The organism is Mesorhizobium sp. M7D.F.Ca.US.005.01.1.1 (assembly GCF_003952545.1).
Classification (GTDB): Bacteria; Pseudomonadota; Alphaproteobacteria; order Rhizobiales; family Rhizobiaceae; genus Mesorhizobium; species Mesorhizobium loti.
In genome coordinates this window covers 971,617-992,757 of record NZ_CP034453.1, presented here as the reverse complement: position 1 = coordinate 992,757, position 21,141 = coordinate 971,617, and the positions used below count along the sequence as shown (strand labels likewise).

The 21,141-nt window shown below is 63.7% G+C and carries 19 protein-coding genes; 7 read left to right on the top strand and 12 right to left on the bottom strand.

The annotated features are described in order from the left end of the window. Positions 1-38 precede the first annotated feature (38 nt). The 3 genes from gshB (at position 39) to EJ076_RS04750 (ending at position 3,580) form a co-directional block, all read left to right on the top strand. Positions 39-980 carry a glutathione synthase gene (gene gshB, locus EJ076_RS04760; protein WP_109667539.1) on the top strand — a complete coding sequence of 314 codons (942 nt, stop codon included), beginning with the start codon at positions 39-41 and terminating at the stop codon, positions 978-980. A 182-nt stretch (positions 981-1,162) separates the two neighbouring features. Beyond that, complete coding sequence (locus tag EJ076_RS04755; protein ID WP_126067076.1) at positions 1,163-2,695, top strand: YifB family Mg chelatase-like AAA ATPase; 1,533 nt, start codon at positions 1,163-1,165, stop codon at positions 2,693-2,695. Positions 2,696-3,040: 345 nt separating this feature from the next. After that, positions 3,041-3,580, top strand: a complete 540-nt coding sequence (locus EJ076_RS04750) for a J domain-containing protein (RefSeq protein WP_109667544.1) — start codon at positions 3,041-3,043, stop codon at positions 3,578-3,580. A 50-nt stretch (positions 3,581-3,630) separates the two neighbouring features. Here the strand turns inward: EJ076_RS04750 and EJ076_RS04745 are convergent, their stop codons facing one another. From EJ076_RS04745 to cysK, 8 genes are all read right to left on the bottom strand, one after another. Continuing rightward, entirely contained in the window at positions 3,631-5,799 is a 2,169-nt protein-coding gene (locus tag EJ076_RS04745) for a malate synthase G (RefSeq protein WP_126067075.1), read from the bottom strand. Between the two features lie 268 nt (positions 5,800-6,067). Beyond that, a complete protein-coding gene (locus EJ076_RS04740) occupies positions 6,068-8,110 on the bottom strand; it encodes a hydantoinase/oxoprolinase family protein (protein WP_126067074.1) in 2,043 nt (680 codons plus the stop codon). Between the two features lie 213 nt (positions 8,111-8,323). Continuing rightward, entirely contained in the window at positions 8,324-8,626 is a 303-nt protein-coding gene (locus EJ076_RS04735; protein WP_109667551.1) for a cupredoxin family copper-binding protein, read from the bottom strand. Positions 8,627-8,683: 57 nt separating this feature from the next. Beyond that, on the bottom strand, positions 8,684-9,310 hold the full coding sequence (locus tag EJ076_RS04730) for a CDGSH iron-sulfur domain-containing protein (protein ID WP_109667554.1): 627 nt from the start codon (positions 9,308-9,310) through the stop codon (positions 8,684-8,686). A 150-nt stretch (positions 9,311-9,460) separates the two neighbouring features. Further along, positions 9,461-9,832, bottom strand: coding sequence for a hypothetical protein (locus tag EJ076_RS04725; RefSeq protein WP_109667556.1), 372 nt, complete (start codon positions 9,830-9,832; stop codon positions 9,461-9,463). Positions 9,833-9,956: 124 nt separating this feature from the next. Further along, positions 9,957-10,298, bottom strand: a complete 342-nt coding sequence (locus tag EJ076_RS04720) for a hypothetical protein (RefSeq protein WP_245462956.1) — start codon at positions 10,296-10,298, stop codon at positions 9,957-9,959. Between the two features lie 63 nt (positions 10,299-10,361). Further along, positions 10,362-11,849 (bottom strand): aspartate aminotransferase family protein, encoded by a 1,488-nt coding sequence (locus EJ076_RS04715; RefSeq protein ID WP_109667559.1) that lies wholly within the window; start codon positions 11,847-11,849, stop codon positions 10,362-10,364. A gap of 12 nt (positions 11,850-11,861) precedes the next feature. Then, on the bottom strand, positions 11,862-12,950 hold the full coding sequence (gene cysK / locus EJ076_RS04710) for a cysteine synthase A (protein ID WP_126067073.1): 1,089 nt from the start codon (positions 12,948-12,950) through the stop codon (positions 11,862-11,864). A gap of 253 nt (positions 12,951-13,203) precedes the next feature. Between cysK and EJ076_RS04705 the strand changes: the two genes are divergently transcribed. After that, the gene (locus EJ076_RS04705) at positions 13,204-15,195 is read left to right on the top strand and encodes a BTAD domain-containing putative transcriptional regulator (protein ID WP_126070963.1); all 1,992 of its coding nucleotides are present in this window, start codon (positions 13,204-13,206) and stop codon (positions 15,193-15,195) included. 131 nt (positions 15,196-15,326) lie between these two features. Further along, positions 15,327-15,506, top strand: a complete 180-nt coding sequence (locus EJ076_RS04700; protein WP_164548818.1) for a hypothetical protein — start codon at positions 15,327-15,329, stop codon at positions 15,504-15,506. A gap of 60 nt (positions 15,507-15,566) precedes the next feature. Here the strand turns inward: EJ076_RS04700 and EJ076_RS04695 are convergent, their stop codons facing one another. Next, the gene (locus EJ076_RS04695) at positions 15,567-16,109 is read right to left on the bottom strand and encodes a phosphatase PAP2 family protein (RefSeq protein WP_126067072.1); all 543 of its coding nucleotides are present in this window, start codon (positions 16,107-16,109) and stop codon (positions 15,567-15,569) included. A gap of 38 nt (positions 16,110-16,147) precedes the next feature. On the opposite strand from EJ076_RS04695, the gene EJ076_RS04690 reads away from it, so the two are divergent. Then, positions 16,148-16,630: a DUF2127 domain-containing protein gene (locus EJ076_RS04690; RefSeq protein WP_126067071.1), complete on the top strand. Its 483-nt coding sequence runs from the start codon at positions 16,148-16,150 to the stop codon at positions 16,628-16,630. A 121-nt stretch (positions 16,631-16,751) separates the two neighbouring features. Here EJ076_RS04690 and EJ076_RS04685 read toward each other — a convergent pair whose 3' ends face one another. Next, positions 16,752-17,294 carry a cytochrome b gene (locus EJ076_RS04685; protein ID WP_126067070.1) on the bottom strand — a complete coding sequence of 181 codons (543 nt, stop codon included), beginning with the start codon at positions 17,292-17,294 and terminating at the stop codon, positions 16,752-16,754. Positions 17,295-18,022: 728 nt separating this feature from the next. Between EJ076_RS04685 and EJ076_RS04675 the strand changes: the two genes are divergently transcribed. Further along, the gene (locus EJ076_RS04675) at positions 18,023-18,880 is read left to right on the top strand and encodes a class I SAM-dependent methyltransferase (RefSeq protein ID WP_126067068.1); all 858 of its coding nucleotides are present in this window, start codon (positions 18,023-18,025) and stop codon (positions 18,878-18,880) included. A 267-nt stretch (positions 18,881-19,147) separates the two neighbouring features. On the opposite strand, the gene EJ076_RS04670 is transcribed toward EJ076_RS04675, so the two are convergent. After that, complete coding sequence (locus EJ076_RS04670; protein WP_164548540.1) at positions 19,148-19,456, bottom strand: UBP-type zinc finger domain-containing protein; 309 nt, start codon at positions 19,454-19,456, stop codon at positions 19,148-19,150. Then, positions 19,453-21,132, bottom strand: coding sequence for an FAD-dependent oxidoreductase (locus tag EJ076_RS04665; protein WP_126067066.1), 1,680 nt, complete (start codon positions 21,130-21,132; stop codon positions 19,453-19,455). The genes EJ076_RS04670 and EJ076_RS04665 overlap by 4 nt, the downstream gene beginning before the upstream one ends. Positions 21,133-21,141 lie beyond the last annotated feature (9 nt).

The window sequence follows — 21,141 nt, the reverse complement described above, 5'->3', positions numbered from 1 at the left end:
GCAAGACAGTCGCCCATCCGAGCCGCCGGAGACCCGCCATGAAGCTGAAAATCGCCGTCCAGATGGACCACATCTCCACCGTGTCGATCGCCGGCGACACCTCGTTCGCGCTGTCGCTGGAGGCGCAGCGGCGCGGCCATCAGCTGTTCCACTACACGCCCGACCGGCTGTCGTTGCGCGACGGCAAGGTGTTTGCCCGCATCGAGGAGATGCAGGTGCGCGACGAGAAGGGAGCCCATTATTCGCTGGGCGAGCAGGTACGCACCGATCTCGCGGAAATGGACGTCGTCCTGCTGCGCCAGGATCCGCCCTTCGACATGAACTACATCACCACCACGCACATCCTGGAGCGCATCCATCCGGGGACATTGGTGGTCAACGACCCGGCCTGGGTGCGCAACAGCCCGGAAAAGATCTTCGTCACCGAGTTTTCCGACCTGATGCCGGACACGCTGATCACCAAGGATCCACTCGAAGTTGCCGCCTTCCGCAAGGAGTTCGGCGACATCATCGTCAAGCCGCTCTACGGCAATGGCGGCGCCGGCATCTTCCATCTGCACGAGGCCGACCGCAACCTTGCCTCGCTGCTCGAAATGTTCGGCCAGATGTTCCGCGAACCCTATATCGTGCAGCGCTACCTCAAGGACGTGCGCAAGGGCGACAAGCGCATCATCCTGATCGACGGCGAGCCGGTCGGCGCCATCAACCGGGTGCCGGCCGAGCATGATTCCCGCTCCAACATGCATGTCGGCGGCCGCGCCGAAAAAACCGAACTAACGGAACGCGAGCGCGAGATCTGCGCCCGCATCGGACCGTCGCTGAAGGAGCGCGGCTTCATCCTCGTCGGCATCGACGTCATCGGCGACTATATGACCGAGATCAACGTGACCTCGCCGACCGGCGTGCGCGAGGTCAAGCGCTTCGGTGGCGCAGACATCGCCAGCCTGTTCTGGGACGCGGTCGAGGACAAGCGGAAGTGATCGTTTTCATTTTGTCTTAACCATGTTCCGCTTTTGCAACCGAGCTCTATTCGGCTGCAACCTACACGCTCACGTGTTCCTGTAATGTTCTTGATTTGATCAAGGAATTGTGATTGTCTCCTCGAGGGCCGTTCCTGGCCCGATCGCACGGGCTGGGGCAAGCCCATATCCGGGGTGGGAAAATGGTGGCGCGGGTTCGCACGGTCGCTTTCCAGGGCATCGAGGCCGTGCCGGTCGACGTACAGGTGATGATCGCGCCCGGCAAGGTCAACATGCACATCGTCGGCCTCGCCGACAAGGCAGTGGCCGAAAGCCGCGAGCGCGTGCAGGCAGCACTTCATGCTTCCGGCCTGTCGATGCCGTCAAAGAAGGTCACGGTCAATCTGGCGCCCGCCGACCTGCCCAAGGAAGGCAGCCATTACGATCTGCCGATCGCGCTCGGCCTGATGGCGGCGCTGGGCGCCATTCCGGGTGACATGCTGGCCGGCTATGTCGTGCTGGGCGAATTGTCGCTCGACGGCACGATTGCCGCTGTCGCCGGCGCCTTGCCGGCGGCGATCGCCGCCAATGCCGAGGGCAAGGGCTTGATCTGCCCGTTCGCCTGCGGGCCGGAAGCGGCCTGGGCGGGCAAGGATTTCGACATCCTGGCGCCGCGCAGCCTGATCGCCATCGCCAACCATTTCCGCGGCACGCAGGTGCTGTCGCGGCCGGAAGCCGGCATCCACGCCGCGGCGCGCGACCTGCCCGATCTCGCCGACATCAAGGGCCAGGAGACCGCCAAGCGGGCGCTGGAAGTGGCGGCCGCCGGTGGTCATAATTTGCTGATGATCGGGCCACCGGGATCGGGAAAATCGATGCTGGCGCAGCGGCTGCCGTCGATCCTTCCGCCGCTAGCGCCGAAGGAACTGCTCGAAGTGTCGATGATCGCCTCGGTGGCCGGCGAACTCGGCGAAGGCAAGCTGACCGACCGGCGGCCGTTCCGCGCGCCGCACCATTCGGCCTCGATGGCGGCCATGGTTGGCGGTGGCATCCGCGCGCGGCCGGGCGAAGTGTCGCTCGCCCATCACGGCGTGCTGTTCCTCGACGAATTTCCCGAGTTCACGCCGCAGACGCTCGATGCGCTGCGCCAGCCGCTGGAGACCGGCGACTGCATGATCGCGCGGGCCAACCATCGCGTCACCTACCCGGCGCGCATCCAGCTGGTTGCGGCGATGAACCCGTGCCGATGCGGCATGGCCGGCGAGCCGGGCTATCGCTGCCTGCGCGGCGACCGCTGCCGCACCGACTACCAGGCGCGCATCTCAGGCCCGCTGCTCGACCGCATCGATCTCAGGATCGAAGTGCCGGCGGTCTCGGCCAGCGACCTGATCCGACCGGACCGGGCGGAGAAAAGTGCCGATGTGGCGCTGCGCGTGGCGCGTGCCCGCACCATCCAGCGCGAACGCTTCGAACGGCTCGGCGCTACCCGAGCCACCACCAACGCGCATTGCGCGCCGTCGGTCATCGAGGAGATCGCCATGCCTGACGCCGCCGGCCTGTCGCTGCTCAAGGACGCCAGCGAGAAGCTCGCCTTTTCGGCGCGGGCCTACCACCGCGTGTTGAAGGTCGCGAGAACACTGGCCGATCTCGACGCCAGCGAAACCGTCGGCCGCATCCATCTGGCCGAGGCGATTTCTTATCGGATGAGTTCGGAGCGGGTGGCGCAGGCGGCGTAGGTTACCTGCCTGCTGATGGCCGTGCTTGCGGTTGTGGGTTTTGGTCCTGCCGGCGAAATCTGGCAGTACGCGATCTCGCGACAAGCTGACCCTGCCACGTTGCCTTCCGCGATCACGCCATAACCGCCACCCAACGAATCGACCATCTCTGCAGTGCGGCGGACTTGATTGTCCGCTTGGCCGGCGTCCTCACCACCCAACGGCCCCCACCGAACGGGCGCCGGCCATTTTCTTCCTCTTCCAGAAGCGTGGCCGTTATCGACGCCGGACTTAAGTCTGGGCTTCTGCTTTGGATGTTCTTTATTTAGACAATGCGAATATGATTGCGGTTGAGGGTGTACCGCTATGTTCATTGACTATTACGAAGTTTTGGAAGTTAGCCCGAATGCCAACTCGGAAACGCTGGAGCGCATATTTCGCTATTTTGCGATGCGCTATCATCCAGACAATCAACAGACTGGCGATGAAGCCCGCTTCAGCGAAATCGTGGAAGCCCACAATACGCTCAAGGATCCGGTCAAGCGCGCTCAATACGACATCGCGTACAGAGACCATGCCGGCCTTCGCCGCGAGTTGACCGAGGAAGCCAGCAACACCAAAGGCATCGAGCGGGATGCTGTGATCCAGGCCAAACTGCTGTCGCTGCTTTACGCAAAGCGCCGCCACGACGTCACCGATCCTGGGATCGGAGATGTAGAGCTCGAACGACTGTCAGGCTGTCCGCGAGAACATCTCGAGTTTCATCTCTGGTATCTGAAAGCGAAAGGCTGGATAGCAAGAGTGGAAAACGGGACGATCGCGATTACGGTGGAAGGCGTCGACCGCGCCAATTCCGAATACCGTCGCGATCCCACCATTCGGCTGCTAGACCATACAGCTTCCTAACGCCTTATCTCTCGCCGGAAGCCAGGTCGAAGACCCGCCGCCATGCCTCTTCAGCCCTGCTGCGCCTTCAGTTCCAGCCTGCGCGCGTGCAGCACCGGTTCGGTGTAGCCGTTGGGCTGGACACGGCCCTTGAAGACCAGGTCGCAGGCCGCCTGGAAGGCGATCGAGTTGTCGAAATCGGCCGCCATCGGCTGGTAGAGCGGGTCGCCAACATTCTGCAGGTCGACGATGGCCGCCATGCGCCGCAGGGAATCCATCACCTGGATGCGCGAGCAGACGTCGTGGTGCAGCCAGTTGGCGATGTGCTGCGAGGAGATGCGCAGCGTGGCGCGGTCTTCCATCAGGCCGACGTCGTTGATGTCAGGCACCTTTGAGCAACCGACGCCCTGGTCGATCCAGCGCACGACATAGCCCAAGATGCCTTGCGCGTTGTTGTCGAGTTCGCGCTGGATCTCGTCGGGAGTCCAGTTCGGCCTGACCGCGACCGGCACCGACAGGATATCGTCGAGCTTCGCCTTCGGCCGGCTCTTCAGCGCGGCCTGCACGGCATGGACGTCGACCTTGTGATAGTGGGTGGCGTGCAGCGTCGCCGCCGTCGGCGACGGCACCCAGGCGGTGTTGGCGCCGGCCTTGGGATGGGCGATCTTCTGTTCCAGCATCGCCGCCATCAGATCCGGCATCGCCCACATGCCCTTGCCGATCTGGGCATGGCCCGCCAGCCCGCATTCCAGCCCGGTGTCGACATTCCACGCCTCGTAGGCGGAAATCCAGGCGGCCTGCTTCATGTCGCCCTTGCGGATCATCGGGCCGGCTTCCATCGAGGTGTGGATCTCGTCGCCAGTGCGGTCGAGAAACCCAGTGTTGATGAAAACCACGCGTTCCCTGGCGGCGCGGATCGCTTCCTTGAGGTTGACGGTGGTGCGCCGCTCCTCGTCCATGATGCCCATCTTGATGGTATTCTTGGCCATGCCGAGCAGGGCCTCGACACGGTCGAATATCTCGACGGCGAAAGCGACTTCCTCCGGCCCGTGCATCTTGGGTTTCACGACATACATCGAGCCGGCGCGGGAGTTGGCGCGGCGGCCATTGGTTCCGACGTCATGCAGCGCGATCAGCGCCGTCATCGCCGCGTCCATAATGCCTTCCGGAACCTCGTTGCCGTCGCGGTCAAGGATCGCCGGGTTGGTCATCAGGTGGCCGACATTCCTGACCAGCATCAGCGAGCGGCCGGGCACGGTCAGCGTGCCGCCGGCGGGCGCGCTGTAGGAGCGGTCAGGATTGAGCTTGCGGACAAAACTCTTGCCGCCCTTGGTGATTTCTTCAGCCAAGTCGCCCTTCATCAGGCCGAGCCAGTTGCGGTAGACGACGACCTTGTCCTCAGCATCCACCGCGGCGACCGAATCCTCGCAGTCCTGGATGGTGGTCAGCGCCGATTCCAGGATGACATCGGCGATCCCCGCCGGATCGGTGCGGCCGATCTGGTTGTTGCGGTCGATCACGATCTCGATGTGCAGGCCGTTGCGCACAAGCAGCACCGCATCGGGATTGGCCGCGTCGCCACGGTAGCCGACGAATTGCTTCGGGTTGGCCAGCGTGGTCGAGCCGGCACCGGCACTCAGCCGCAAGGCACCGTTGGCCAGCGACAGACCGTTGACGCCGGCCCATTTGCCCGAGGTGAGCGGGGCAGCCTCATCGAGAAAACTCTTCGTCCAGGCGACGACCTTGGCGCCGCGCGCCGGGTTGAAGCTCTTGCCCTTTTCGGCGCCGTCGGTTTCGGGAATGGCGTCGGTGCCGTAGAGCGCATCGTAGAGCGAGCCCCAGCGCGCATTGGCGGCGTTGAGCGCATAGCGGGCATTCATCACCGGCACGACCAGCTGCGGGCCTGCAATGACTAATATTTCCGGGTCAACATTGTCGGTCGACACGCTGAAGGCCGGGCCTTCCGGAACGATATAGCCGATCTCCTTCAGGAAGCCTTTGTAGGCTTCCATATCGACGGGGGCGCCGTGGTCGCGATACCAGCCGTCGAGCTTCTCCTGCATGGCGTCGCGTTTCGCCAGCAGTGCCCGGTTCTTCGGCGCCAAATCATGGACGATGGCCGAAAACCCGTTCCAGAAGGCGTCCGCTTCGATGCCGGTGCCGGGCAGCGCTTCCTTGGCCACGAACTCATGCAGCTCGCGGGCAATCCGCAATCCGGCGATCTCGATGCGATCGGTCATCAGGCTACTCCAGATGAAAGGCTTTGCGGGCCTTTGGCATGTCAGGTCTGGCGGGTCAATTCAGCTTAGGGTGAAGGTGGGTGTTTTTGGCGAGCGGCGACGCTGCCGATCTCCCCCCTTGAGGGGGGAGATGGCCGGCAGGCCAGAGGGGGTCGCCGGACGTAAGGCGCTAGCCTCTTCTGTTCAAAGCAGGAGGTCGCGTCCCGTCGAACCGACCCCCTCTGTCGCCTTCGGCGACATCTCCCCCTCGAGGGGGGAGATTACGCGCTCAAACCGCAATCCGCGGCCTTCCCGAGGCCACCGCCACCACATGCGCCTCGATGAACATGCGCTGGGCTTCGACGGTCGAGACGCGGAATTCGGTCGCGACGTCGATCTCGGCGCTGTCGGTGCCGGCCTCCCTGGCGCGCTGGGCGACGATGGCGCGGACATCGGCCTCGGCCGCCGCGATCGCCGCCGCCTCGTCGAGGAAATCGCGCACGGTTTCACCCGAGGCAAGACGAAACAGCCCTTCCTTGGGCTGGCTGACCCGCGCCTCGGCCGACACCCGCACCTGCCCAACGACGGCGCCGAGTGCGTTGGCGACATCGGTATCTTCCGGCACCACGCAGTCATTGCCGATCAGCGGCGACAGGCCGGCATAATGCAGCGGCGCCGAGGCGCCGAGGCCGATGACCGGGCGGTCGAGCGCCACGGTCAGCCGTGCAATGCCGGGATGCGCGTCGACCGCGCGCTGCACCAGCGCATGCGCCACGGTCGACGCACCATCGAGGCCGTCCTCGGCGAAGGCGGTTTCGAGGATATATTCGGCCGACCAGCGGGTCAGCGTCACCAGCACCCGCTCCGAGATCGCTTCGGGGGAAGCGGCGATGTACTGGCCACGGCCGTCGCGCTTGCGGGCGAACAGCTCGGCGCCGAGGCGCGCGGTAACGGGATCCCAGTTCGCCTGCTTGCCCAGCACATGGGCGGCGTCCGACGGGGTGAAGCCGGCGACATGCACCAGCCCCCGCGACACCAGCCGGTTCAGCGTCGCGTTCTGCGCGTTCGAGGTCAAAAGCCTGTCGATGGCGAGCGGCACGGCACCAATCAGCTCGTAGAGCTTGGCTTCGGCGCCGGTCAGGCCGGCGGCGAGCCGATCCGGCACGCCGGTGCGCACCGCGAAGCGGCCATCCATGCGGCCGGGATTGGGTGCCCGCAACTGGCGCTCGAGTTCCGATGTGACGGCGATGCCATGCGCCATGCCGGCCAGCGCCAGCGGCACCAGGCGGCGCGGCCCGAGCAGGATCTTCGGGTTGAGCGCGCCATCCTCCAGCGTCACTTCGGAATCGCCCCCGAGGCCGAAGGTGCGCATGGCGACCGCCTCGACCATGGTGCGGAAGCCGCCGACGGTGGCGCCCTCCGGATCGAGCCGGGGACGGCCGCCGTCGAGCACGGCGACATCGGTGGTGGTGCCGCCGATATCGGACACCATGGCGTTGTCGAGCCCGGTCATGTGGCGGGCGCCGACCAGGCTGGCGGCCGGGCCGGACAGGATGGTCTCGATCGGCCGCTGGCGGGCAAAGGCCGCCGAAACCAGCGCGCCATCACCGCGCACCACCATCAGGGGTGCTGCAATGTTGCGCGCCTCGAGAAAGCCTTCGGTCGCCGCCACGAGCCGGTCGATCATCGAGATCAGCCTGGCGTTGAGCAGCGTCGTCAGCGCCCGGCGCGGACCGCCGAGCTTGGCCGACAGCTCGTGGCTGGCGGTTACCGGCAGCCCGGTCTTGTCGCGGATCAGCTCGCGGGCGGCGATCTCATGTGCCGGATTGCGGGTGGCGAAATAGGCGCAGACGGCAAAGCCGGATACCGACGCGCCGAGTTCCGGCAGCACCGCTTCCAGTCCGGACAGATCGAGCTTGGCGGCATTGCCATGGACGTCGTGGCCGCCCGGACAAAAAACCACCGGATCGGTGCCCAGCGCGGCCTTCAGCCCGTCGCGGGCGAGGTCGCCCTCGGAAAAGCCGATCATCACCAGCGCGACGCGGCCGCCCTGGCCCTCGACCAGCGCGTTGGTGGCAAGCGTCGTTGACATCGAGACCAGCTTGATATCAGCGGGATCGGTGCCAGCCTTCTGCAGCACCGCGTCGACGGCGCCGGAAATGCCGACGGCGAGATCATGCCTGGTGGTCAGCGCCTTGGCCTTGGCCAGCACCTTGCCCTTGTTCGGCCCCTGCTGCGGGCCTTCCGTCTCTGACCACAGCACGGCATCGGTGTAGGTGCCGCCGGTGTCGATCCCGAGGAACAGCGGCTTTGGCTTGGTCTTGGCGGTCATTGCTGATGGCGGTCCGGCTGGCGAAATTATCTGTCCATGCCCTTAGCCGATACGGAGCGGGCGATAAAGCTGCGAGCGCTGGGCCAAGGGAAGAGAGCCAATCTCCCCCACGAGGAGGGAGATTGGCAGCTTTGCCGCAACGCTAGTAACCAGCTTCCACCGATGCTGGAAGTCTTATCGCCATGGCGGATGACAAGTCTGGCGAGGACGCCGCTATTTCGCGGTGACGGTGCCCTTCATCGAGCTGTGGATCGCACAATGGAATGGGTGCGCGCCGGCAGCTGATATCTTGACCTTGGCGCTCTTGCCGGTGGCGAGATGACCGGTGTCGAAGGAGCCGTCAAGCGCGGTGGCGGTGTGCGTCATCGGGTCGGCATTGGTGAAAGTGATGGTGTCGCCGACGGCGACCGAGATTTTGGACGGGGTGAATTTCATGCCCTTGATCTGAACCGCATGATTGGCGGCGTAGGCGGGCATGGCAAAGGCAAGCAGAGCAAGAACAAGCATGGTGCGCATGATGATTTCCTCCTGAGCGCGAACCCTCATCCTACACTAACGCTGGCGGACCTCCTTTCATGCCACGAAGCCTATTTTTTTATGCGTCCCATCGCAAAACGGCTTGTTGGCGGAATGGCCGCAACGGCAGAGGAAGGTGCGTTGCGTGCGGTCGACCGTGTGGCCGGTGCCGGTGACGATCTCGACATTGCCTTCGAGCTTGAGCGGGCCGTTGGTGGTCGGCGTCACTTTCAGCGGGCCATTCCTCGCCTCCAGCGCCGGCGTGTCCTTCAGCGGCGGCTCGCCGGTGGCGGCAAAACCTGACTTGTTGTGGCTGCCGTCGCAGAACGGCTTGTTTTCCGAGGCGCCGCAGCGGCACAGCGTGGCGCGATAAAACGTTTCGCCGTCGAGCACGATCTCGGCATGCACGGCCAGCGGGCCGTTTTCACGCAGCCGCACGGTGTTGACCACCGGCGGCTGCTCCTGCGGCCCGCCATCCTTCCTGATGTAGGTGATGGCGCCCGAGGGGCAGCTTTCGGCGATGGCGACGATCTTCTCGACGCTGGCGGCCTCGGGATGGATCCACTGGCCCGGCGCGTTGGGTACGAAGACATGCGGATCGCCGAGCACGCAATTGCGCGAATGGATGCAGCGCTTGCCGGAGAATCCGACGTCGATCTTGTCGCTTTCGACCATGCCGGCCATAGCTGGGCTCCTCTTGCCTGAAGCACGTCGCATCCGAATGGATGTGGCGCGCTCTGGGTATTCGCGCAATTCCGCACGGAAAACCGCTTCACACTTTTCCTGGAATTGCTCTATGGCTCCGGCAGGATAACCGTCAAGCTGGCAAGCCGGTCAGGGGACCAGGTCGATTTCCTCGGTCTCGCCACCGCTGCAGGTATAGCAGCAATCCTCGCATTTTTCCTTGTTGCCGGGACCGACGCCCCAATAGGTGCCCTCGTCGCCATCGACCCAGGCGCCGTAGCAGATCGATTCGCCCTCGTTGCACGAGATCGGCAGCTGTTTGGTCTCGCCATCGTCAAGGAAGTAGTCCTTGTCCTCGCCCGGCCAGACATAGTCGCGGTCCTGGCTGTAGAGCTCGACGCGCATGGCGTTGGGGTGGCTGTTCTTGATGGCGAAGGTGATATCGGCGGCGTGCGCTGACGGCGCAAGCAGTGTGGCAAGCGACAACGCGACCAGCGTGCGGCGCGCGTAGGTGTAAAGCATGGTAACCCCCTGAAATAGCGGCCCACCCGGCCGCGGAGCGACCATCGCACGCTGCATTGAATCGCTAAAGGGATGATTGCAACAATTCCCGGACTGATTTTGGGGATATCGGCGTGCCTCTGCCCTAGGGCACCAGATCGATCGTCTCGGTCGAATGCTCCACGCAGATGAAGCAGCAGGTGTCGCAGGGCTGGTCATTGTCCGGTCCGACGCCGGCGGAGATGCTGTCGTCGCCATCGACCCAGGCACCGTAGCAGATATGTTCGCCCTGATTGCAGGAGAGCGGCACGGATTTCTGCGAGCTGGGGTCGATCAGGAACACCTTGTCGTTGCCCGGCCAGACCGTCTCGCGGTCGCGGCTGAACAGCTCGACCGCGACTGCTTCCGTGCGCAGGTTCTTGACGAAGAAGGCCATCTCGGCGGCCTGCGCCGAGGTGGTGAAGAGCAAGGCCGCAAGTGCAGCCATACGAAAGAGCGTCACCATCGGACCTCGCGAATCATTCCGGCAGAATCGCATGCCTGCCGGGAACTAGGAAGGCGCAGCCGCCGGCGCCGAGATTTCACGCCCCAGTCGCACCGTTTCCCGCACCAGAAGATCGAAATCCTCGCGCCTTGTGCGATGGTTGGTGATCGCCGCGCGCACCCAGTGCTCGCCATGCACCGTGGTGTCCGACAGAGCGGCAATGCCCTGTTCCTGCAGCCGCAGCATGATCTCGGTGTTGAGCACCTTCAGCGCCTCGCCGGCCAAACCGGGCTGATAGCGGAAGCAGACGATGTTGATGGTCGGCACTGCCGCCAGCTCCAGGTCCGGCTCGGTCTCGATCAATCCCGCGAGATAGAAAGCTTGTGCGATGTTCTGGTCGATCAGGCGGCCGAACTTGTCGATGCCGTGCTCCTTCAGCGCCATCCACACCTTGAGCGCGCGAAAGCCGCGCGACGTCTGCAAGCCGTAGTCGTGCAGCCATTCGCCGGAGGCCAGGCCGCGCGGCGTTGATTCCAGATATTCCGGCGTCACGGCGAAGGTCCGGCGATGCGCGATGGCATCCCTGACCAGGGCGCAGCCGACCTCGAACGGCGCATGCAGCCATTTGTGGGGATCGAGCGCAACTGAATCGGCCCATTCGATGCCGGCGACGCGATGGGCATTTTCAGGCGCAATGGCGACCAGCGCGCCGATACAGCCGTCGACATGGAACCAGAGGTCCTCCTCATGGGCCAGCTTGGCGAGCGTCCGCAGGTCGTCGATCGCCCCGGTGTTGACCGTGCCGGCATTGCCGATGATACAGGCCGGCTTGAATCCTGCCGCGCGGTCCTCGGCGATCGCCGCGCGCAAGGCAGCGATATCGATGCGCAGCCCGGCATCGGTCGGAATGCGGCGCAGCGCCTTGTTGCCAAGGCCGAGCGCCTCCATTGCCTTGCGGTGGCAGGAATGGATCTGGTCCGAGCCATAGAAACGCAGTGGCTTCTCGATGGCGGCAACGCCGTGCTCGCGCACGTCGATGCCCGCCTTGGTGTTACGCGCCACCGTCAGCCCGATAAGGTTGGCCATCGAGCCGCCGCTGACCAGCGTGCCGCTGGCAGAAGCCGGAAAGCCCAGCATCTCTTTGCACCAGTTGACCACCTGGCTGTCCATCAGCCCGGCGGCGTGGTTGCCGCCGCCGAGGTTGGAGCCCTGGATTGCCGCCAGGAAATCGCCGAGCGCGCCGGTGAAGTTGCTCGATCCCATATACCAGGACCAGAAGCGCGGATGGATGTTGCCCATCGGATAAGACATCACCGTGCGCGAGACCTCGCCATAGACAGCGGCAAGCGGCGCCGGCGATCGCGGCAGCGGTGCCGCGAAGACCTCTCGCACATCCGCAGGCATCTCCCGCCAGACCGGGCGGTCGCGCAGGTCGCGCAGATAGTCGACCGCATCGTCGATAATCTGGTGCGACAGGGCCTGCACATCGGCCCAGTCCTGGGGATCGAGCGTTTCCTCGGCCATCAGGCCGAGGGGTTCCTGTACGGCGTCCATACCGATCTCCCGTCAAGCCGCCGGAAACTGGCAGCCGGGCGTCGAGCGCGAAAGGGCAGCCTCATCGGCGTCCATCTCGGCCTCGATGCCGTCGAACAGCGGCGTCGACATGTAGCGTTCGCCGGTGTCGGGCAGCATGCACAGGATCACCGCCCCGGCCTGTGCCTGCTCGGCGACTTGCCGCGCCACGGCAAAAGTGGCGCCGCCGGAGATGCCGGTGAAGATGCCTTCCTGGCGCGCCAGCGCCTTGGCCCATTTGATGCCCTCGGGCCCTGCAATGGGCATCACCTCGTCGTAGAGGCTGGCGTCGATCGCTTCCTGCAGCACGTTGGGGATGAAATCCGGCGTCCAGCCCTGGATCGGGTGCGGCTCGAAGGCGGGGTGGCTGGCGGCAGGGGCGCCATCGGCACCACGCTGCTGCACCTTGCCGCTGCCGATGAGCTGCGCGTTGGCCGGTTCGGACAGCACGATGCGGGTTTCCGGCCGCTCCCGGCGCAGCACGCGCGCCACGCCGACGACCGTGCCGCCGGTGCCATAGCCGGTGACGAAGCAGTCGAGCCGCGAACCGGCGAAGTCATTGACGATCTCCCGCGCGGTCGTCGCCTCGTGGATGGCGGCGTTGGCGGCCGTCTCGAACTGGCGGGCGAGGAACCAGCCATTCGCCTCGGCCAGCTCCACCGCCTTCTTGTACATGCCGAAGCCTTTTTCAGCGCGCGGCGTCAGCACCACCTTGGCGCCCAGCATGCGCATCAGCTTGCGGCGCTCGACCGAAAAGCTGTCGGCCATGGTGACGACCAGGGGATAGCCCTTCTGCGCGCAGACCATGGCCAGGCCGATGCCGGTGTTGCCGCTGGTCGCCTCGACCACCGTCTGGCCCGGCTTCAGCGCGCCGCTGCGCTCGCCCTCCTCGATCATGTTGAGCGCCAGCCGATCCTTCACCGAAGCGCCGGGATTGAAGAACTCGACCTTGACATAGATCGTCGCGTGAGCTGGTCCCAGATTGTTGATACGGACCACCGGCGTGTCGCCGACGGTGTCGAGAATGCTGTCGAAAAGGCGGCCGCGGCCGGCCGTGGTCCTGATTTTCTGCTGATGCAACATCTTGGTCTCCTCGATTGTCATCGTGTCTTGTCATCACGGGCCGGTTACAAACCGGCGGGTTGGGCGGCGAGGTTTCGTGACCTTGCCGCGCTAGGACTGACATGCCGCACTGCGGCAATGGTGGTGTCCGGCGCGTAATCCGCTGCCGCATGCGCCTTGTCGTGTTTGGTGATACAGGAGTGGCCGACAGGCCAGCGTGGGAGCAGGCGTGGAAACCGACGTGGAATCCGCACGATCGAGGCTGGGCGGCGAGATGCCGGCGCTTTCCGTGCGCCTGCTCGGACCGCTGGTAATCTCCCGCAACGATGTGCCGGTTGCGTTGCCCTCGTCACGCAAGCTGCGCGCTCTGTTCGCCTATCTGGCGCTGGCGCCGCATCCGGTCGGCCGCAGCCGCCTGTGCGAGCTGTTGTGGGATGTACCGAACGATCCAAGGGGCGAGCTGCGCTGGTGCCTGAGCAAGCTGCGGGGCACACTCGACGCGCCAGACCGACACCGGGTCGTGACACAGGGCGACACGGTAGCGCTCGATCTGAGCGATTGCCTGGTCGATGCGCTGGAAGTCAGCCAGGCCGTCACGCAAGGGCTCGGCACGCTTGATGTCGAGCGCTTGCGGGTGCTGGCCGGGCTGTTTGCCGGTGATTTGCTCGACGGGCCGGAGGTCGAGCGCAGCCCGCATTTCAACAGCTGGCTGATCGCCCAGCGTCGCCGTTTTCACGCGTGCCATATCGCCGTGCTGGAACAGCTTGTCGCGAGCCTGCCGGCGGATAGCGACGAGGCGATCGTCCATCTCGACACATGGGTGGAACTGGCGCCGTTCGACGAGCGTGCGCATGCAGCCCTTCTGGCCAGTCTGGCCCGGCGCGGCGAGGTCGGCGCGGCCGAGCAGCACCTGGCTTCGGCGGAACGATTGTTTCAGTCGGAGGAACTGGATTTCGCGCAGCTTCGTGCGGCCTGGCGGGCAATCCGTGACCAACAGTCGGGTACCCCGCTCCGGCCGCAGCAGGCCTGCCTGTCCACAATATCGCAGTTGGCCGCGGCGCCCTCAGATGCCGGCCCGGTCGAACCCAGCCACGCTTCGCTGGCGGTGATGCCGTTTGTCGAGGAGTGCGGCGGCACGCGCGGCGGATTGGCCGATGGTTTCACCCACGACATCATCACCCGCCTCTCCAAGCTCAGGGATTTCTTCGTCATCGCGCGCGGATCGGTGTTTGCGCTGGCCGAGAAGGACATCGCGCCCGAGGATGCCGGCCGCCGGCTGAATGTCGACTATGTCGCCACCGGCACCGTGCGCAGCCCGCCCGGCCGCCTTGTTGTCAGCGTCGAACTGATCGAGGTGCGCACGGCCAGGATCGTCTGGGCCGAGACGTTCGAGCGCAGGCCCGACGACATCTTTTCCGTACTCGACGATATCGGCAACAGCATCGTCTCGTCTATCTCGGCCGAGATCGAAACGGTCGAGCGCAACCGCGCCATGCTGAAAGCCCCCAGTTCGCTCAACGCCTGGGAGGCCTATCATCGCGGCCTCTGGCACATGTACCGCTTCACCCAGGCGGAAAACGAGCAGGCGCGGCATTTCTTTGCCCAGGCCTTGCAGCTCGACCCGACCTTTGCTCGCGCCTATGCCGGCCTGTCCTTCACCCATTGGCAGAACGCCTTCCAGCGCTGGGGCGACCGCGACCGCGAAAGCGCGCTGGCCTTCGAGAGCGCCGGCCACAGCCTGCTGGTCGACGACCACAATCCGGCTGCGCACTGGGCGATGGGGCGTGCGCTGTGGCTGCGCGGCGAGCAGGACAGCTCGCTGATCGAACTGGAACGGGCGGTGGACCTCAGTCCCAATTTCGCGCTTGGCCACTATGCGCTGTCCTTCGTCCATTCGCAGTCGGGCGACCCGCAAGCGGCGATCGGCTCCTCCGACCATTCGCGCCATCTCAGCCCCTTCGACCCGCTGCTGTTCGGCATGCTGGGCGCGCGGGCGATGGCGCATGTCCGGCTCGGCCAGTTCGAGGAGGCGGCCGAATGGGCGCTGAGGGCGGCGGCGCGGCCCAACGCGCACGCCATCATCCTGGCGATCGCAGCACATTGCCTTGCTCTGGCCGGACGGCTCGACGAGGCACGCGGCTTTGCCGCCGTCATCCGCAAGACATTGCCTAGCTATGGCGTCGACGATTTCATCGGCACCTTCCGCTTCGAGCCGGACGCCGTGGCGCTGTTCCGGCAAGGGGCAAGGCGGATCGGGCTGGGCTGAAGCCGGGCGATCGCCATCTGGGGGATCGCCTGGGAATTCCGCCTCAATTCCGCCCGGTTAACACTGTCGGAAGGGGTTGCTTAACCGTTCGCGGCTATGTCACGGCCGGGGGGTCTGACAAAGTGAGTATGATGAGCAACAGCCCCGACAAGCGCAATGAATGGCGCGCCATCTTTTACGTGCAAGCCCGCGTTGCCATCCTGTTTGTCCCGGTGGTTGCAAGCCTGCTGATCATAGCGGCACTCGCCGGTAACGAACGCAAATCCGTTCCCAGCACGATCGACCCGACCGTCACAGGGTCGGTGCGATAGACGGCGCGGCAGCCCGCCGAGCGGCTCCTCTGTCCGAGCGCGTCTTCGAACAGCGCCGACCTAAAGAATCTTGGTCACCAGTTTGTCCAGCCGGGAGTTCTCCCGGTAAGCCAGCCGCACAATGATGGCGCCCAGGATGCCAGTGATGGCCCCGCCGACAACGTCGGTCAGGTAGTGCGTCCCGATGTAGATTCTCGACCAGCAGACCAGGAATGCCATGACGAGAAGCGCAATCGTCCGACGCGGGAGACCTTGCATCGCAAAGGCCGCGACAATCGCAGTGGTGGCTGTCGCGTGATCGGACGGGAATGACCAGTCGGCGCTGGGCGCAATCAACAGATGCGTCACACCGGCATCGTAGGGCCTCACCCGATGCACGAAGAGAAGAATGAACTGGTTGACCGCAAGACCCAGCAAGAACGCCAGGCCGGCGGATATCGCCGCGTGGCGAACATGATAGCGGTCGGCCTTCGCCCACCATTGCAGGACCACGGCCAGCACCATGAGGGGAACGCCGATTTGTGAGATGCCGACCATTGCATTATCAAGAAAAGGGCTGATACCGGCCGCGGCGTTTATCCAGTGCGTTAAAGCTGCATCCATTTGGCGTCGGTTCCCGCGATTGGTCGTGAGGTGGATTTTTGAAGCCCGTCGATGAACACCGCATCCATCAGATTTTTGAAGTCAGCGTCTGGCTCAAGGGCGCGCATGCCCTGATTGAGTGCATCGGTGGGATACTGCTCTACGTTATCACCACCGACACCATTGCCTCCTGGGTCAATGCTCTCACCCAGGAGGAATTGATCGAAGATCCGAACGATTTCATAGCGAGCCATCTGTCGCAGATGGCAAGCCATTTTTCGATCGCCAGCAAGGAGTTCTACGCCTTCTACCTGCTCAGCCACGGCCTGATAAAGCTGGCCTTGGTTGTCGGCCTCCTGAGAGGCAAGCTTTGGTCGTATCCAGCATCGCTCGCGGCATTGGGCTTGTTCATGGTCTATCAAGTCTACCGCTACTCCTACACCCATTCGTTCGGCCTGCTCGTCCTGACCGTCTTCGATGCGGCCGTCATGGTGCTGATCTGGCACGAGTGGAAGATCGTGCGACGGCACAAGCCGGCATGACAGTTGAACCGCCGGCCTCATCCCTGTTCACTGGTCTGGAGCCCTGCCTTCACGCAATTCCCAAGGGAAAGCGCTATGCGCTTTTCCCGGGAAAACCGTCTCACACTTTCCCGGACTTGCTCTAAGAACTCGCGCTTTCCGGCAGCATTCGCTTGAGCACGTCGTCCTTGCGGATGAAATGGTGCCACAGCGCCGCGGCCGCGTGCACTCCGGCGAGGATGAGGATCGAATTGGCGCAGAGGCTGTGCAGTTCCCTGATGAACCGGGCCGTGTCGCGGTCGGGAGAGACCGGAGCCGGGATGGTGAAAAGGCCAAAGAAGCTCAAGGCGTCGCCCCTGTACCACGTCAGCAGGATGCCGAGAACCGGAATGGCCACGAGTAGCCCATAAAGCAGCAGATGCGCGATCTTTGCGGCCCATCGTTCAAGTTCCGACATCTCCATCGGCAGCCCTGGCGTTCCCAGCATCAGCCGCAGGCCGACGCGGATAACGACCAGCGCGAACAGCAGCAGCCCAAACGAAATATGAAGCCACCAGACGAGTGCACGACCGGGGTCGCCGCGCGGAAAAAGCTCCTCCACATAGGTCAGGCCATAAAGGCCGATGACCAGCAGAAACACCGCCCAGTGAATGGCCTTTTGCGCGCTTGTATAGGTGGGGTGCATGCGAACCTTCCAGTTTTGAATGTTTCTAAATTAGCCGCGATCATGTCAAAGCTTTGTCGGGCTCTGGTGATCGTGAGAGGCATTACGATCTACACGATCTACCAACGCTCAGTGACAGTGTGGATTGCAGCGGGTAGCTACCGGGATCGCGAATCTGAAGTGAGAGGTTCGATCCCCAGCGATGGTACTCGCATTGTGGAAAGAAGCCGCCAGATACAGGTCAGGAATGTGTGCCTGTTAAGCGGGGCCGCCGCTCCGGAGGGGTGCGCGACACTCAAGAGGTGTCGCGATGGCTAGGACAAACCTCTCCAAGCAGCTTTCACAGGCTGAAATTGACCGCTTCCTGGTGGAGGCAGAGCGACTACACAAGTGCATCGTGCCAAGCTCTGAACAGTTCCGAACTCCCCAGGGAACGCATGAAGCGTTGCTGAAGTCGATCCGAGAAATCACCCGGCAAGGATGCCCCGTTCAGCGCCGGCGGCCTTCCTGTCCAATTGGTACCCTGGATTAACCCGGCTACCACGTTTTGATATGGTGCAACGGCACCGTTGATGCCTTAGTTTTCCTTGTCCGGTAGCTTGGATTCTACCGGCTGATCCGGTTCGTGCAGGTGCCAGGCACTAGCATGGGCTGTGATACCCATCGCAACGCTGCTCGTCTGCGTATTCAGGAATCCGTGAACAATCCCATTGGACTGACGCTGGGCGGGCAAGGGAGAATGCGACCTTATGAAAAATCTTCAACCGTCGATCCCACCGACAGAAAAAAAGACCAAATCGGAACTTCAAGCGGCTGTCGAACGCCTCGCACCGTTTCATCACGCCATCGACTTGCCTTACGGCTTGAGCACCTACGTGCCGACCGCTTCTCGTCAAGACCGAGAGCGCACGAGAATGCAAAATCTCATCGATCACGCATGGCCAAGTATCCTTAGTGCCTGTGGAGGGTCATTGGCAGGCAAAAGGGTACTTGACGTGGCATGCAACTGCGGTGGTTTTTCTGTGCACGCGGCAAGGGCAGGTGCCAGTTATGTGCTTGGGATCGACATTGATCCTCACTATATCGAACAGGCAAATCTCGTAAAAGAGGCAGTAGACCTCCACAATTTAGATTTTCAGCAACTTGATTTGATGGAACTTGATCCGTCCAAGCACGGTGCATTCGATCTCGTCCTGTTCTTCGGGATTCTATACCACTTGGAGAACCCGGTTTTAAGCCTCAAACGTATTTCAGCATTGGCAAGCAACGTTCTAGCGGTTGATACCACTCTCATGAAGGTGCCGATCATAAATCGAATCCTGGATCGATGGCCGATGTGGCATATGCGCAGGGTGGCGGGGGTCGATTCCACAGCAAGCAACATTACGACCTCGCGCTGGCGCCCAGAGGAATTCTGTCAGTTTTCCCCCAATTCCCGCGCCGTCACCAGCTTATTGGAATATTCTGGATTTACCGATATTGAACGTCTCAAACCGACAGTAACCGGGCTTGAGAAACGCTACTATAACGGGCGACGGGCAACGTTCATTGCGATAAAGAATCGCGGAAGCTACCCCGGCATCAGGCTTGCCCATAGGAGCAGGTGAAGGACACCAAAGCCGGCCAGATACAGCGCCACGAAGATGAGCGCGGCGCGAATGATTAGGCGGGTATGCGAGCCTTCCAGTTTGAATGTTTCTAAATTAGCCGCGATCATGTCAAAGCTTTGTCAGGGCTCTGGTGGTCGTGACCTGGCAGACACTGAACTGGTAACCTGTCAGTTTGCTGACAATCGGGCATCGAGCGGCGATTATGCTCGGACAAAGAAAAAGCCCGGGCGAACCGGGCTCTTCTTCGGGTCTCTCGGGCGCAGCTCAATAAAAGCGCGGGATCGGGCCGTTCTGCGGGGTCACGTCGTCGCCGAGGTCGACAAACACCTCGTCGACATAGCACCATGCCCAGCCTTCCGGCGGATCGTAGCCCTCGATGATCGGATGCTTGGTTGCGTGAAAATGCTTGGTGGCGTGGCGGTTGGGCGAGTCGTCGCAGCAGCCGACATGGCCGCAGGTGCGGCACAGCCGCAGATGCACCCATTCCGAGCCGCTCTTCAGGCATTCCTCGCAGCCGAGCGCGCTCGGCGTCACCTTCCTGATGTCGCGCGTATGTTTGCATTCATCCATCATGGTCTCCCTGCCGTTTGAGGTGCGTCGGCGTTGCCACGCGCGAGATATGCATGCAATGCCGCGACCACCTGGGCACCTTCGCCGACAGCCGCCGCGACGCGTTTGACCGAGCCGGCGCGGACGTCGCCGATGGCGAAAACACCGCTGCGGCTCGTCTCCATCTGCGCGGATCCCAGGTCCGATCCGGTGCGGACGAAACCCTTGGCGTCCAGCGCCACATCGCAGTTCGCCAGCCAGTCGGTGTTCGGGTCGGCGCCGATGAACAGGAAGAGATGGCGGATCGGGCGCGTCGTTTCCGCGCCGCTGGCGCGGTTGCGCCAGCGCACCGTGCCAAGATTGCCCCCGTCGCCTTCCAGGGCCACGATTTCGGTCTCGGTCAGCACCTCGATGTTCGGCTGTGCCCTGATGCGCTCGACCAGATAGCGCGACATGCTGGCATCGAGGCTGCCGCCGCGCGCCAGCAGCGCCACTTTCCGCGCATGGCTGGCCAGATAGACAGCCGCTTGCCCGGCCGAATTGCCGGCGCCGACCAGCGCCACTTCCTGGCCCGCGCAAAGCCGGCCTTCGATGGGCGACGCCCAATAATGCACGGACGTTCCCTCGAACTGCGCCAGATTGGCAATGTCGAGGCGGCGATAGCGCGCGCCGCTGGCGATCACCACGCTGCGCGTGCGCACGATCTCGCCGTCGCCGACATCGAGCCTGTAGCGGGCGCCGTCGGTGGCAGCACTCAAAAGCTTCGCCTCGTCCGGTATCACCATTTCGACGCCGAACTTCTGCGCCTGGTTGTAGGCGCGCGCCATCAGCGCCATGCCGGAAATGCCGGTGGGGAAACCAAGATAGTTCTCGATGCGCGAGGACGCGCCCGCCTGTCCGCCAAAGGCGCGGCAATCGAGCACGATCGTCGACAGCCCTTCGGAGGCCGCATAGACCGCGGCCGCCAGCCCAGCCGGTCCGGCGCCGACAATGGCGACATCGTACAGTTTGTCGGCATCGATCGGCCGCAGCAGGCCGATGCAGCGGGCGAGGTCCTTTTCGCCGGGGTTCATCAGCAGCCTGCCGTTCGGACACAGCACGATCGGCAGATGGTGAGGATCGACGTCAAAGCGCTCGACCAGGGTTTTCGCACAAGGATCGCTGTCGGAATCGAGCACGCGGTGCGGCTGGCCGCTGCGGGCGAGAAAACCCTGCAGCCGCAACACGTCGGCATTGCCAGCAGGTCCGACGATGATCGGTCCGCTGGTGGCGCTTTCCAGCAGCCCGACACGGCGCAGGATCAGCGCCCGCATGATGCGCTCGCCGAGATTGGCTTCCTGCACCATCAGGTCGCGCAGCCGCTGCGAGGCGATGACGAACGCTTCCACCGGTTCGGCGGCCCGCGCATTGACCAGTGAAGGACGGGCCGAAAGCTGCGCCAGCTCGCCGACAAAACTGCCCGGACCGTGGGTGACGATCGTTTCGCGCCGGCCAAGCCCGCCATCCTGGGTGATGTCCACGCTGCCCGACAGCACGACGATCAGACCGGGCGCCACATCGCCAGCCGTGACGATGTTCTCGCCGGCCGCATAGACGCTGGCCTCGCCGAACCGGCGCATGCGATCGATGTCCGCCTCAGCCAGCGTCGGGAACGCCTGATCGCGACGGGCACCGAAGATCGGGTTGATGGTTTGCGACATGGCTTTGAG

Bases quoted from the DNA above. Each gene is read 5' to 3' on its own strand.
- gshB (WP_109667539.1), top strand. From the start codon at position 39: ATGAAGCTGAAAATCGCCGTCCAGATGGACCACATCTCCACCGTGTCG.
- EJ076_RS04700 (WP_164548818.1), top strand. From the start codon at position 15,327: ATGAGCAACAGCCCCGACAAGCGCAATGAATGGCGCGCCATCTTTTAC.
- EJ076_RS04735 (WP_109667551.1), bottom strand. From the start codon at position 8,626: ATGCGCACCATGCTTGTTCTTGCTCTGCTTGCCTTTGCCATGCCCGCC.
- EJ076_RS04705 (WP_126070963.1), top strand. From the start codon at position 13,204: ATGCCGGCGCTTTCCGTGCGCCTGCTCGGACCGCTGGTAATCTCCCGC.
- EJ076_RS04670 (WP_164548540.1), bottom strand. From the start codon at position 19,456: ATGATGGATGAATGCAAACATACGCGCGACATCAGGAAGGTGACGCCG.
- EJ076_RS04755 (WP_126067076.1), top strand. From the start codon at position 1,163: ATGGTGGCGCGGGTTCGCACGGTCGCTTTCCAGGGCATCGAGGCCGTG.
- EJ076_RS04740 (WP_126067074.1), bottom strand. From the start codon at position 8,110: ATGACCGCCAAGACCAAGCCAAAGCCGCTGTTCCTCGGGATCGACACC.
- cysK (WP_126067073.1), bottom strand. From the start codon at position 12,950: ATGTTGCATCAGCAGAAAATCAGGACCACGGCCGGCCGCGGCCGCCTT.
- EJ076_RS04750 (WP_109667544.1), top strand. From the start codon at position 3,041: ATGTTCATTGACTATTACGAAGTTTTGGAAGTTAGCCCGAATGCCAAC.
- EJ076_RS04675 (WP_126067068.1), top strand. From the start codon at position 18,023: ATGAAAAATCTTCAACCGTCGATCCCACCGACAGAAAAAAAGACCAAA.
- EJ076_RS04715 (WP_109667559.1), bottom strand. From the start codon at position 11,849: ATGGACGCCGTACAGGAACCCCTCGGCCTGATGGCCGAGGAAACGCTC.
- EJ076_RS04720 (WP_245462956.1), bottom strand. From the start codon at position 10,298: ATGGCTGCACTTGCGGCCTTGCTCTTCACCACCTCGGCGCAGGCCGCC.
- EJ076_RS04745 (WP_126067075.1), bottom strand. From the start codon at position 5,799: ATGACCGATCGCATCGAGATCGCCGGATTGCGGATTGCCCGCGAGCTG.
- EJ076_RS04725 (WP_109667556.1), bottom strand. From the start codon at position 9,832: ATGCTTTACACCTACGCGCGCCGCACGCTGGTCGCGTTGTCGCTTGCC.
- EJ076_RS04685 (WP_126067070.1), bottom strand. From the start codon at position 17,294: ATGCACCCCACCTATACAAGCGCGCAAAAGGCCATTCACTGGGCGGTG.
- EJ076_RS04695 (WP_126067072.1), bottom strand. From the start codon at position 16,109: ATGGATGCAGCTTTAACGCACTGGATAAACGCCGCGGCCGGTATCAGC.
- EJ076_RS04665 (WP_126067066.1), bottom strand. From the start codon at position 21,132: ATGTCGCAAACCATCAACCCGATCTTCGGTGCCCGTCGCGATCAGGCG.
- EJ076_RS04730 (WP_109667554.1), bottom strand. From the start codon at position 9,310: ATGGCCGGCATGGTCGAAAGCGACAAGATCGACGTCGGATTCTCCGGC.